Origin of the sequence: Streptomyces sp. NPDC005574 (assembly GCF_040605435.1) — a bacterium.
Lineage (GTDB): Bacteria > Actinomycetota > Actinomycetes > Streptomycetales > Streptomycetaceae > Streptomyces.
In genome coordinates, this window is sequence record NZ_JBEXCW010000032.1 from 37,599 (window position 1) to 50,252 (window position 12,654).

The window sequence follows — 12,654 nt, forward strand, 5'->3', positions numbered from 1 at the left end:
GTCGTCGTCTCTGGCATATGCATGTGCCGAGGGACGACGTTGGCCCTCTGCGTGAGTGCAAAATTTCGTGCAGGTTACATGATGGAGCGGTTCTCGGGAACCGGATACTCCGTTCCAACATGCGGACACCGCGGGTGCGTGGCGGGGGTACCGCGCCCGGCGGTGGAAGCTATGGGGACCGACAGGGACAGATCGATGTCCTTCGGACCGTGGGCAGGAAAGACGTCGTCGCCCGTCCCGCGGATGCGCGGCAGGCCTCATTGCCCACAGTGCTTACGGCTCATGCCCGGTGGTTAACCGTTCGAAACCCGCGAGTAACGGCTACTTATGCGGCCCAACGCATAAGTCCCGGCCGAGCTATCCTACGGCGGTTCCGAACAGGCCACCGAGGGCGTACGTCACACCGGCCGCCGCACCGCCGAGGGCGAGCTGCCGCAGCCCGCTGAACCACCAGCTGCGCGCGGTCACCCTGGCCACCACGGCACCGCAGGCGAACAGTCCGAACAGCGCCAGCAGCACGGCGGGCCACAGCGCGGTCGCGCCCAGCAGGTACGGCAGCACCGGGAGCAGCGCGCCCAGCGCGAAGGCACCGAACGAGGACACGGCGGCGACCAGCGGAGAGGGCAGGTCGCCCGGGTCGATGCCGAGCTCCTCGCGCGCGTGGATCTCCAGGGCCTGCTCCGGGTCCTGCGACAGCTGCCGGGCCACTTCGCGGGCGAGCGCCGGCTCCACACCGCGCGCCGCGTAGAGCGCGGCGAGTTCGGCCTCCTCGTCCTTGGGGTGCCTCTTCAGCTCCCGCCGCTCCACGTCCAGTTCGGCCTCGACCAGTTCACGCTGGGAGGCCACGGAGGTGTACTCGCCGGCGGCCATCGAGAAGGCGCCGGCGGCCAGGCCCGCGAGCCCGGTGATGACCAGGGTCTGGTGGCCGACCGAGCCGCCCGCGACACCCGTCATCAGAGCGAGGTTGGAGACCAGGCCGTCCATCGCGCCGAAGACGGCGGGGCGCAGCCAGCCGCCGGTCACGTCGCGGTGGGTGTGGTTGTCGCGGTGCGCCTCGTGCAGCGCGGCTTCGGTCTCGATGATGGCCATCCGGTCCCCCAGAAAAGCTTAGGCAAAGCTAAGTTTGGACGAGTTCTACATTTTTACAACACTCAACCTACGCCTCGCCATTCCTTCCCGCCAGCAAGGAAAGGCTCGGCTAACCTGCGGCTTTACCCGGCTGCGCTCATCCGATGGAGAGCCCGCACAGATGTCGACCGGGTGAACCGGGGCGCGCGAGGCTGCGGCGAACACCGCACCGGGGACAGTTCCGCAAGGGGGTCCACATTCTTGAGACGCCTGCACAGGCGCCCTTGAGAGGAGACGCCGCGTATGGCATCGATCGCCTGCATTCCCTCCGGTTCCCCGCTCGGGCCCCCCGGGAACGCCGCCGGCCTCCGCGAGCGGGCCCGCGGCGCGCTGCTCGGCCTCGCCGTCGGGGACGCCCTCGGAGCACCGGCGGAGAACCTGAAGCCCTCCGAGATCCGCGCCCGCTGGGGCCGTATCACCGGGTACGTCGCCGAGCACCCGGCGGGCACCGACGACACCGAGTACGCGATCTTCTCCGGCCTCCTGCTGGCCCGGCACGGCTCCGCGCTGACCACCGCCCACGTCGAGTCGGCCTGGCACCAGTGGATCGCCGACCGCGACGAGGGCCGCTTCAGGGGCGCGGGCTTCAGCGAGCGCGGCACGCTGGAGAACCTGCGCCGCGGCCTCGCCGCCCCCATCTCGGCCCAGCACCGGCACGCCTGGAGCGACGGCCTGGCCATGCGGGCCGCGCCCTTCGGCGTGTTCGCGGCCGGCCGCCCCGCCGAGGCCGCCCGGCTGGTGGCCATCGACGGATCGGTGAGCCACGAGGGCGAGGGCATCTACGGCGGGCAGGCGGTCGCCGCGGGCGTCGCGGCGGCCATGGCGGGCGCACCGACCGTGGCGGTGGTGGCCTCGGCCCTCGCGGTCGTCCCCGACGACTCGTGGACGGCCCGCTCACTGCGCCGGGCCGTGGCGGTAGCCCACCTCGGCGAACGCGCGGTCCGCTCCGCCGTGGTGATCGGCGGCTACCCCTGGACCGACCTGGCCCCGGAGGCCGTCGCCCTCGCCTTCGGCGCGTACGCCGCCGCCGACGGGGACTTCCGGGAGGCCGTCCTGACCGCGGTGAACATGGGGCGCGACGCCGACACCACGGCGGCGGTGGCGGGCGCCCTGGCCGGCGCGACCCAGGGCTTCGCGGCGATCCCCGCGGACTGGGCCGCCGCCATCGGCCCGACCCGCGGCAGCTGCCTGCCCTCCATGACCGGCCACCACATCCTGGACGTCGCCGAACTCCTCACCCCCGACGAGAGCGCCAAGTGGGGCGCGAACACGAGCGCGGCCACCCCCGAGGCCGCAGGCCGTGAGCGTCCGGCCAGGCCCGGGGAGCGCGTACGGCAGGAGGAACTCGTGCGGCGGGACGCGTGGCCGCCGCCCGACCCGGCCGCCTACGTGCTGACCGCGGACGACGCCGAGGCGCAGTCGTGACGCGGCGCGTCGAAGGGCTCCTGCTGGGGCTCGCGGCGGGCGACGCGGCCGGCTGGCCCGCCGCACGGCACCGGGCCGCGCGGATGCCCGAGTGGACCCGCCGCCTCACCCGGGAACTCGACACCTTCGCGGAGCAGAACGCGACGACCACACTGCCCGTGCCCATCGCGCTGAACCAGCCGCCGGAGCCGCTGCGCCTCGGCCCCTCCGACGACGCCGAGTGGGCGGTGTTCGCCGCCGAGGCCCTGCTGCTGGCCGGCAACGACTGCGTCCTCGCGGACCTGAGCCGCGAGCGCAGGACCCGCGCCGCGATCGACCTGACCTGGAACGCCCTGGCCAGCGAGGTCGCCGCGGCGGCCGAACGCGCCCCCGAGATCGAGTCGGCGGTCCTGCCGATGCGCGCCCGCATCTCCGTGCGGGCCGGCCTCGGCAACCTCGCCACCGGTCTGCGCCCGCCCGCCACCGGCCACGACAACCCGCACTACTTCGACGACGCGGCCTGCGTACGCGCCTGCGTCCTCGCCGTCGCCCACCCGGGCGATCCCCGACTCGCCGCCGAACTCGCCGAGTTCGACGCCCGCTACACCCAGGACGGCGACGGGGTGCACGGCGCGCGGGCGATGGCCGCCGCCCTCGCCCGCGCCCTCGCCGGGGCGGAGGTGGAGGAGTGCGTGGCGGCGGCCCTCAGCGAGCTGCCCGAGGGGACGGAGATCGGACGCAACGCCCGCGAGGCCCTGAAGCTGGCACTCGGCGCGGACAGCGCCTTCGCCGCGGTGCCCCTGCTGGAGCACACCATCGTCGACCACGTCTACAGCTACGGCATCGCCGCCGCCGAGACCGTCCCGGTCGCCCTGGCCCTGGCCGTCGCGGCCGGCGGCCGGATCGCGGAGGCGGTCCCCGCGGCCGCCTGTCTGTCCCGGGTCGCGGACTCCGCCCCGGCGCTGGCGGGCGCCCTGACCGGCGCGCTCGGCGGCGGCGAGTCGCTCCCGGCGTCCTGGCGGGACACCTGCCGCACCCTCTCGGGGTGCGCCCTCCCCCGGCTCACCGGAACGGACCTGGTGGAACTCGCCGGACTCCTGGAAGCCACGCAACCGGCCACACCAGGAGGATGATTCCGGCCATGACGCTCAAAAGCGAAGAAACCCGGGCGGACAGCCTGGAGGAGCGGATCACCGGAGCACTCGTCGGAGCCGCCGTCGGCGACGCGCTGGGCGGTCCCGTCGAGGGCTACTCCCCCGAGCAGATCCTGGAACGGCACGGCGGCCGCGTCCACGGCGTGGTCGGCCCCTGGAACGGCGACGCCTGGCGCACGGCCCGGCCCGTCGCGCCGTATCACAAGGGCGACGGCCACGTCACCGACGACACCCTGATGACCCACGCGCTGGTGCGGGTCTACGCCCGCGTCCGCGACCACCTGGACGCGTACGCGATCGCCGACCACCTGGTGCCCGACCTGATGACCACACCCCGCTGGATCCCCGAACTGGAGGCGGAGGCGCTCCCGCTGCACCGGATCTTCCTGGCGGAGAAGTGGCTGGTGGCCCGGCTCCACTACGGGCACGCCGACCCCCGAGAGGCCGGCGCCGGCAACATCGTCAACTGCGGTGCGGCGATGTACATGGCACCGGTCGGACTGGTCAACGCGGCCCATCCGGCGGGTGCGTACGCCGAGGCACTGGACGTCGCCGGTGCGCACCAGTCGTCGTACGGCCGTGAGGCGGCGGCCGTGTTCGCGGCGGCGGTGGCCGCGGCGAGCACGCCCGGCGCCGGCCCCGACTCGGTGGTGACCGCGTGTCTGGAGCTGGCGAAGGACGGCACCCGGACGGCGATCGAGAAGGTCTGCGAAGTGGCTGGCCGGTACACCGACTTCGAGTCCGCGCTCGCACCGCTGCGCCGCGCGGTGGCCCCCTACGACACGGTGGGCCCCGACTACCGCGCGCCCTCCCTGGCCGCCCGCCGCCCCTCCCGTCTGCACACCATCGAGGAACTCCCGGTGGCGCTGGGCATGTTGCTGGTCGCGCGCGGCGACTACCGGCACGCGGTCCTGGGCGCCGTCAACTACGGTCGCGACTGCGACTCGATCGCCACGATGGCGGGCGCGCTCGCCGGCGCCCTGGGCTCACCGGTCCCCAAGGAGTGGGCCACGACGGTCGCGGACGCCAGCCGGCTGGACCTGTGGCAGCCGGCCAGGACACTCACCGAGGTCACCCGGGAGATCTTCGACCGCGACACGGGCCGCCGCCGCGCCCACGAGGCGGCGTTCGCCGCGCTCGGCGGCAAGCGGCGGGCCGACCACGGGACGGGAGGCACGCGATGCTCCGACTGACCTGGGTCCAGCCGGAGGACCTGCTGGGCCACGAACTGCGTCAGGCGGCACTGGACGGCCGTGAACCCTCGGCGATCGCGGCGCGCTGGCGGGCGGCCGGCGGCGGCGAGGCCCCGCTGCGGGCGGGCGCGTCACCGCATCCGGTGTCCCGGTACCTGCGGCTGCTCGCGGAGGATCTGCTCGACGAACTCGGCGATCTGCCGAGCGGGTTGACGGACAGTGAGCCGACGGACCTGCCGGCGATCAAGGCCCTGTGCCCCGACTGGCCGGCGCCGCCCGCCGGGCCGTCCGCTCCTCCCTCCCCGCCGCGCCTGGAGGCCGCCTGGCTGGGCCGCGCGGTCGGCTGCCTGCTGGGCAAACCCGTCGAGAAGCTCCCTCTGGAAGGCATCCGCCGACTTGCCGCGGCCACCGGCAACTGGCCCCTGACCACGTACTTCACGGCCCGCGGAGTGCCGCCCCGGCTGCTGGGCGACTACCCGTGGAACCGCCGTTCCGCGTCCACCTCCCTCGCCGAGAACATCGACGGCATGCCGGAGGACGACGACCTCAACTACCCGCTGGTGAACCTGCTCCTGCTGCAACGCCACGGCCGCGGCTTCCGCACCGCGGACGTGGCGGACGTCTGGCTCGGTGAACTCCCCGCCGGCCGCACGTTCACCGCCGAACGCGTCGCCTACCGCAACCTGCTGTGCGGCCTGGAGCCGCCGCACACGGCCCGCCACCGCAACCCGTTCCGGGAGTGGATCGGCGCCCTGATCCGCGCCGACATCCACGGCTGGACCAACCCCGGTGACCCGGCGGCCGCCGCGGAACAGGCCCACCGCGACGCCACCCTCACGCACACCGGCAGCGGTGTGCACGCGGCGATGTTCACGGCGGCCGTGATCGCCGCCGCCACCACCGGAGAACACGACGTCCACGCGTGCCTGCGCACCGGCCTGACGGTCGTCCCGCCCGCCTCCCGGCTCGCCCGCGCCGTCCGCCACGCCGTCCGGACCGCCGCGGCCCACGAGGACTTCGACGCCGTGGTCGACGCACTGCACGCCACCCACGCGGCCACCCACCACTGGGTCCACGCCGTCCCCAACACCGCGCTGATCGCCGCCGCCCTCACCCACGCGGACGGCGACTTCACCGGCTCAATCTGCCGTGCCGTGTCCGGCGGCTGGGACACCGACTCCAACGGCGCCACCGCCGGAAGCGTCGCCGGTCTCCTCGCCGGCGCCCCCGCCGCCCTGCCCGACCGGTGGACGGCCCCCCTCAAGAACCGCCTGTCCACCGGCGTCGGCGACTTCGACGGCGTCGGCTTCGACACGCTGGCCCACCTCACCCACGCCCTCGTCCCGCTGGAGGCACCCCGCTCATGACGCACTTCGCCGTGCCCGGCAGCACCCACCCGCCCCTGGTCACCGCGCGGTACCCCGCGTGACCCGCCGACCCCCCGGCCGGCCGCCCCTGACCGGCCTCCGCGTCCTCGACCTCGCCACCCTCTTCGCCGGCCCGCTCTCCGCCACCCTGCTCGGCGACTTCGGCGCGGAGGTCATCAAGGTCGAGCACCCCAGGCAGCCGGACCCCTCCCGCGGCCACGGCCCCTCGAAGGACGGGGTGGGCCTGTGGTGGAAACTGCTGGGCCGCAACAAGCGCACCATCACCCTCGACCTGTCGACCCGGGGTGGCCGGGCGACCCTGCTGCGGCTCGCCGCGACGGCCGACGTGATCGTCGAGAACTTCCGGCCGGGCACACTGGAGAAATGGGACCTGGGCTGGCCGGAGCTCTCGGCCGTCAACCCGCGCCTGGTCCTCGCCCGGGTCACCGGCTTCGGCCAGTTCGGCCCGTACGCGCACCGCCCCGGGTTCGGCACCCTGGCCGAGGCGATGAGCGGCTTCGCCGCGATCACCGGGGAACCGGACGCGCCCCCCACCCTCCCCCCGTTCGGCCTGGCCGACTCCATCGCGGGCATCGCCACCGCCTACGCCGTCATGACGGCCCTCGCCGCCCGTGAACACACCGGTGAGGGCCAGGTCGTCGACATGGCGATCATCGAGCCGATCCTGACCGTCCTCGGGCCGCAGCCCACCTGGTACGACCAGCTCGGCCACGTCCAGCCCCGCACCGGCAACCGCTCCCAGAACAACGCCCCGCGCAACACCTACCGGACCGCGGACGGCGGCTGGGTGGCGGTGTCCACGTCCGCCCAGTCGGTGGCGGAACGGGTAATGCACCTGGTGGGCCGCCCCGAACTGGTCGCCGAACCCTGGTTCGGGTCGGGCGCCGAACGGGCCGCCCACAGCGACGTCCTGGACGAGGCCGTCGGCACCTGGATCGCCCGGCGCACCCGGGAGGACGTCCTCGCGGCCTTCGAGAAGGCGGAGGCCGCGGTGGCCCCGATCCAGGACGTGCGGGAGGTCATGACGGACCCTCAGTACCTGGCGCTCGACACCGTCACCACCGTCGACGACCCCGAACTCGGCCCGCTGCGCATGCAGAACGTCCTCTTCCGGCTCTCCGCGACCCCGGGCGCGATCCGCTGGGCGGGCCGCCCGCACGGCGCGGACACCGACGCGGTCCTGACCGAACTCGGCCTGACCGCCTCCGACCTGGCCGCCCTCCGCACCGAGGGAGCGACGTGACCCGCGGGCGCGTGGCCGCCCTCCCCGCACCGGGAGCCCCATGACCCCCGCCCCGCTCACCTGGCTGTACGCACCCGGCGACCGGCCGGCCGTCGTCGTCAAGGCGCTCGGCGCGGGTGCCGACGTCGTCGTGATCGACCTGGAGGACGCGGTCGCCCCCGACCGGAAGCAGTACGCCCGCGCGGCCACCGCCGAACTCCTCGCCGAGCCGCAGCCCGTCCCGGTCCACGTCCGGGTGAACGCGCTGGACGGTCCCCTGGCAGCCGGCGACCTGGAGGCGACGGCCGGCCTCCCCGGGGTGTCCGGACTCCGCCTGCCCAAGGTGACGGCGGCCGGGCAGATCCTCCGCGTGGCGCGCGCCACCGCCGGGGCCGACGGCGGGACACCCCCGCTGTACGCCCTCGTCGAATCGGCCCTGGGCGTCGAACACGCCTACGCGATCGCCGCCGCGCACCCGGCCCTGCGGGGCATCGCGCTCGGCGAGGCCGACCTGCGGTCCGACCTGGGCGTACGGGAGGAGACGGGACTCGACTGGTCCCGCTCCCGGATCGTCGTGGCGGCCAGGGCGGCCGGCCTGGCCCCGCCGTCCCAGTCCGTCCACCCCGACATCCGTGACCTGGCGGGCCTGGCCGCGTCCTGCGCACACGGCCGCGCCCTGGGCTTCCTCGGCCGGGCCGCCATCCACCCACGCCAACTGCCCGTCATCGAACGGTCCTACCTGCCCACGGAGCGGGAGATCGAGCAGGCGGAGGCGATCGTGAAGGCGGCGACGCGCGACCAGGGCGCCCAGGCGCTGCCGGACGGCCGCTTCGTCGACGCGGCGGTGGTCGCCGCGGCCCGGCGGACCCTGTCCCTGGCCCGCAGACGCTGACGTCAGGGACGACGGGTCGCCCACACCGATGAGGGCGCCCGGGAGAGATTCCCGGGCGCCCTCATCGGTGTGAACGTGCCGTCAGCTCTTCTTCGCCGAGCCGGCCTCGTCCTTGGCCTCTTCGCCGGAGTGCTCCGCTTCCTCCGCACGCGCCTCGGCGCCGGTGTCCGGCAGCGGGTCCTTCGACAGGTCCGGCGTTGCGGACCGCGGCCCGGACTCCGCCTCGGACTCCGGCCCGGCACCGGAGGCGGGATCGGCGTCGGACCCGTCCGTGTCCTTGACCTGGTCCTCGTGCCTGCCCTCGGCCTCGTCCCCGGCGGCCCCGGTCTCCGTGTCGCCGTCCGGAGCACCCGGCTCCACGACGGCTTCGCGGCCCGGGCGCTTCTTCGCGGACAGCACCATGTACGTCACCGCGAGGACGAACACGATCAGCGCGGTCCAGTCGTTGAGCCGCAGGCCCAGGATGTGGTGGGCGTCGTCGACGCGCAGGTACTCGATCCAGGCGCGGCCCACGCAGTAGGCGGCGACGTACAACGCGAACGCCCGTCCGTGGCCCATCCTGAAGCGGCGGTCGGCCCAGATGACGAGCAGCGCGACACCCACGCACCACAGGGACTCGTACAGGAACGTCGGGTGGTAGGTGCCCGGCACCCGGCCGTCCGTCGAGGAGGTGATCTTCAGCGCCCACGGCAGGTCGGTGGGCTTCCCGTACAGCTCCTGGTTGAACCAGTTGCCCCAGCGGCCGATCGCCTGTGCGAGCGCGATACCGGGGGCGAGGGCGTCGGCCCACGCGGGCAGCGGGATGCCCCGGCGCCGGCAGCCGATCCAGGCGCCGAGTCCGCCGAGGGCGATCGCGCCCCAGATGCCGAGACCGCCCTGCCACACCTTGAAGGCGTCCACCCAGTCGCGGCCCGCGCTGAAGTACAGCTCGTAGTCCGTGATGACGTGGTAGAGCCGGCCGCCGACCAGGCCGAAGGGCACGGCCCAGACAGCGATGTCGGCCACCGTGCCGGCCCGCCCGCCGCGGGCGATCCAGCGCTTGTTGCCGAGCCAGACCGCGACGAAGACACCGATGATGATGCAGAACGCGTAGCCGCGCAGCGGAATGGGGCCGAGATGCAGCACCCCGCGCGAAGGGCTGGGAATGAAGGAAAGGTCCATGGCAGGGTCGACGCTACCCTGCCGGGCGGGGCACACGGCAAGCCACCCGGCTACGGGTCCATAACGGGGGAACGGCGAAACCGCTCACCCCTTGGCGGCCTCCTGCACCTGCTGCTTCAGCTTCGCGGGGGTCATGGTCTGGTCCTGGTAGATGTTCTTGCCGTCGAGCAGGACCGTCGGGGTGCCGCTGAAGCCGCCCGCCTGGAAGGCCTGGTGGGACTTGGCCACCCAGCTGTTGTGCGTGCCGTCCTGGACGCAGTTGCGGAACGCCGGGGTGACCAGGCCGTCGACCTTGCCCGCGAGGTCCAGGAGCTTGCTGTTCTGCGCGAAGGCGTCTTCGGTCTCCTTCGGCTGGTTCTCGTACAGCACGTCGTGGAAGGCGCGGAACTTCCCCGCGTCCTGTGCGCAGGCCGCGGCGTTGGCCGCGTTGCGGGAGCCGGTGCCGCCCATGTTGCCGTCGATGAGGGTCACCAGGTGGTACTCGACCTTCAGCTGTCCGGCGTCCGTCAGCTCGCGGATCACCGGGCGGTACGCCGTCTCGAAGGCCTGGCAGGCCGGGCAGCGGAAGTCCTCCCAGACGGTGAGCGTCGACCTGGCGCTCTCCTTGCCGACCGGGATCGCCAGGGCATCCTTGCCCTTGGCTCCCGACGGCGCCACGGCGGGGCCCGCCGAGTCGCTGCCGTCGTCCTTGCCGGAGTTGGCGGCGATCACGCCGATCACCGCCGCCAGCCCCAGGACTCCGACGACGCTCGCGCCGACGATCAGGGCCCGCCGCCGCTTCTGCGCGGACTTCTGCTTCTCACGCTCGACCGCCAGCCGCTCACGGGCGGTGCGCTTTCCGTCACGGTTCTTCTCGCTCACACCCGCAGAACGAACCGGGGAGGCGCAGCGCGCCTCCCCGGCCCCAGGTCCACCCGTTCGAGTGACCGGTACCTCACCTCGGTCCTGCGACGGTCCTACGCCTGTCCGCGGACGCCCTTCGCGAGGTCGCCGGCGAGGGCGCGGACCGCGTCGATCCCGGCCGCGTGGTCCGGGGCGTCCAGCATCCGCTTCACGAAGGCCGAGCCGACGATCACGCCGTCGGCGAAGCCGGCGACCTCGGCGGCCTGCGCCGCGTCGGAGACACCGAGCCCGACGCAGACCGGCAGATCCGGGTTCGTGGCCCGGGTGCGCTCCACCAGGTCCTGGGCCTGCGCGCCGACCGACGCGCGGGTGCCGGTGACGCCCATCAGCGAGGCGGCGTAGACGAAGCCGCTGCCCGCCGCGGTGATCCGGGCGAGCCGCTCGTCCCTGCTGCTGGGCGCGACCACGAAGACCGTGGCGAGCCCGTGCTTGTCGGCGTGTTCGCGCCACAGCGCCGACTCCTGGACGGGCAGGTCGGGCAGGATGCAGCCGGCCCCGCCCGCCTCGGCCAGTTCGGCGGTGAACCGCTCGACGCCGTAGCGGTCGATCGGGTTCCAGTACGTCATCACGAGCACTGGCTTGCCGGTGGCGTCGAACGCCTCGCGGACCGTGCGCAGCACGTCGGCGATCCTGACCCCGCCGCGCAGGGCGATGTCGTCGGCGGTCTGGATGACCGGGCCGTCCAGGACGGGGTCGCTGTGCGGCAGCCCCACCTCGACGACGTCGGCGCCGCCGTCGAAGACGGCCTTGATCGCCTCGATGCCGCCGTCCACGGTCGGGAAGCCGGCCGGGAGGTAGGCGATGAGGGCCGAGCGGCCCTCCGCCCTGGCGGCGGCGAGGGTGTCGCTCAGCAGCCGGATGTTCCCGCTCACTTGGCGTCTCCCTCGATCTCGGCGATGTCGCCGTCCGCGTCGGCGGCGACCTCGGCGTCGGTGTCGTACAGCCCGAAGTAGCGGGCGGCGGTGTCCATGTCCTTGTCGCCGCGGCCGGACAGGTTGATCACGATCAGCCCGTCCTCGCCCAGCTCCCTGCCGACCTCCAGGGCGCCGGCCAGCGCGTGGGCGCTCTCGATGGCCGGGATGACGCCCTCGGTGCGCGACAGCAGACGCAGGGCCTGCATGGCCGCGTCGTCGGTGACCGCGCGGTACTCGGCGCGGCCGGTGTCCTTGAGGTAGGAGTGCTCGGGTCCGATGCCCGGGTAGTCCAGGCCGGCCGAGATGGAGTACGGCTCGGTGATCTGGCCCTCGTCGTCCTGGAGGACGTAGGACCGGGAGCCGTGCAGGATGCCGGGCTCGCCCGCGGTCAGGGTGGCCGCGTGCTCGCCGGTCTCCACGCCGTGTCCGGCGGGCTCGCAGCCGATCAGGCGTACGCCGGCGTCCGGGATGAACGCGTGGAAGAGGCCGATGGCGTTGGAGCCGCCGCCGACACAGGCGACGGCCGCGTCGGGCAGCCGTCCGGCGCGCTCCAGGATCTGGCGGCGCGCCTCGACGCCGATGACGCGGTGGAAGTCGCGCACCATGGCCGGGAAGGGGTGCGGGCCTGCCACCGTGCCGAACAGGTAGTGGGTGCGGTCGACGTTGGCGACCCAGTCGCGGAACGCCTCGTTGATCGCGTCCTTGAGGGTGCGGCTGCCGGACTTCACGGCGACGACCTCGGCGCCGAGCATGCGCATCCGGGCCACGTTGAGCGCCTGGCGCTGCGTGTCGATCTCGCCCATGTAGATGGTGCACTCGAGGCCGAACAGGGCGCAGGCGGTGGCGGTGGCGACGCCGTGCTGGCCGGCGCCGGTCTCCGCGATGACCCGCGTCTTGCCCATCCGCCGGGTGAGGAGGGCCTGGCCGAGCACGTTGTTGATCTTGTGGGAGCCGGTGTGGTTGAGGTCCTCGCGCTTGAGGAACACCCGGGCGCCACCGGCGTGTTCGGCGAACCTCGGCACCTCGGTGAGGCTGCTGGGACGGCCGGTGTAGTGGACGAGCAGGTCGTCGAGCTCGCGGGCGAACTCGGGGTCCGACTTGGCCTTGTCGTACTCGACGGCGACCTCGTCCACGGCGGCGACGAGCGCCTCCGGGATGAACTTGCCGCCGAACGCGCCGAAGTAACCCTCGGCGCTGGGCACCCGGCCCTCGGGGTCGGGAAGGAAGAACTCGCTGGGCATGCGGAAACCTCACGGTGAGTGTGTGGAAGAACAGTCGCCGTGGGGGCGGGGGTC

At 73.7% G+C, this 12,654-nt stretch carries 11 protein-coding genes; 6 read left to right on the forward strand and 5 right to left on the reverse strand.

Going from position 1 to position 12,654, the window contains the following annotated elements; genetic code table 11:
* Positions 1 to 357 precede the first annotated feature (357 nt).
* Entirely contained in the window at positions 358 to 1,089 is a 732-nt protein-coding gene (locus ABZT03_RS21530) for a VIT1/CCC1 transporter family protein (protein WP_356041602.1), read from the reverse strand.
* A gap of 282 nt (positions 1,090 to 1,371) precedes the next feature.
* Between ABZT03_RS21530 and ABZT03_RS21535 the strand changes: the two genes are divergently transcribed.
* Genes ABZT03_RS21535 through ABZT03_RS21560 form a run of 6 tightly spaced genes read left to right on the forward strand, consistent with a single transcriptional unit; the run spans position 1,372 to position 8,381 of the window.
* The gene (locus ABZT03_RS21535; protein WP_356041603.1) at positions 1,372 to 2,553 is read left to right on the forward strand and encodes an ADP-ribosylglycohydrolase family protein; all 1,182 of its coding nucleotides are present in this window, start codon (positions 1,372 to 1,374) and stop codon (positions 2,551 to 2,553) included.
* Positions 2,550 to 3,665, forward strand: a complete 1,116-nt coding sequence (locus tag ABZT03_RS21540; RefSeq protein ID WP_356041604.1) for an ADP-ribosylglycohydrolase family protein — start codon at positions 2,550 to 2,552, stop codon at positions 3,663 to 3,665. The genes ABZT03_RS21535 and ABZT03_RS21540 overlap by 4 nt, the downstream gene beginning before the upstream one ends.
* Positions 3,666 to 3,673: 8 nt before the next feature.
* Complete coding sequence (locus tag ABZT03_RS21545) at positions 3,674 to 4,879, forward strand: ADP-ribosylglycohydrolase family protein (protein ID WP_356041606.1); 1,206 nt, start codon at positions 3,674 to 3,676, stop codon at positions 4,877 to 4,879.
* On the forward strand, positions 4,867 to 6,246 hold the full coding sequence (locus ABZT03_RS21550; protein ID WP_356041607.1) for an ADP-ribosylglycohydrolase family protein: 1,380 nt from the start codon (positions 4,867 to 4,869) through the stop codon (positions 6,244 to 6,246). The genes ABZT03_RS21545 and ABZT03_RS21550 overlap by 13 nt, the downstream gene beginning before the upstream one ends.
* A 58-nt stretch (positions 6,247 to 6,304) precedes the next feature.
* Positions 6,305 to 7,510 (forward strand): CoA transferase, encoded by a 1,206-nt coding sequence (locus ABZT03_RS21555; RefSeq protein WP_356041609.1) that lies wholly within the window; start codon positions 6,305 to 6,307, stop codon positions 7,508 to 7,510.
* 40 nt (positions 7,511 to 7,550) lie between these two features.
* Positions 7,551 to 8,381, forward strand: a complete 831-nt coding sequence (locus tag ABZT03_RS21560) for a CoA ester lyase (protein WP_356041610.1) — start codon at positions 7,551 to 7,553, stop codon at positions 8,379 to 8,381.
* 81 nt (positions 8,382 to 8,462) lie between these two features.
* Here the strand turns inward: ABZT03_RS21560 and lgt are convergent, their stop codons facing one another.
* From lgt to trpB, 4 genes are all read right to left on the reverse strand, one after another.
* Positions 8,463 to 9,542, reverse strand: coding sequence for a prolipoprotein diacylglyceryl transferase (lgt, locus tag ABZT03_RS21565; protein ID WP_356041611.1), 1,080 nt, complete (start codon positions 9,540 to 9,542; stop codon positions 8,463 to 8,465).
* Between the two features lie 84 nt (positions 9,543 to 9,626).
* Positions 9,627 to 10,403 carry a thioredoxin domain-containing protein gene (locus tag ABZT03_RS21570; RefSeq protein ID WP_356041613.1) on the reverse strand — a complete coding sequence of 259 codons (777 nt, stop codon included), beginning with the start codon at positions 10,401 to 10,403 and terminating at the stop codon, positions 9,627 to 9,629.
* Between the two features lie 95 nt (positions 10,404 to 10,498).
* On the reverse strand, positions 10,499 to 11,317 hold the full coding sequence (gene trpA / locus ABZT03_RS21575) for a tryptophan synthase subunit alpha (protein WP_356041615.1): 819 nt from the start codon (positions 11,315 to 11,317) through the stop codon (positions 10,499 to 10,501).
* Positions 11,314 to 12,600, reverse strand: a complete 1,287-nt coding sequence (gene trpB, locus ABZT03_RS21580) for a tryptophan synthase subunit beta (RefSeq protein ID WP_356041616.1) — start codon at positions 12,598 to 12,600, stop codon at positions 11,314 to 11,316. The genes trpA and trpB overlap by 4 nt, the downstream gene beginning before the upstream one ends.
* Between the last annotated feature and the right edge of the window lie 54 nt (positions 12,601 to 12,654).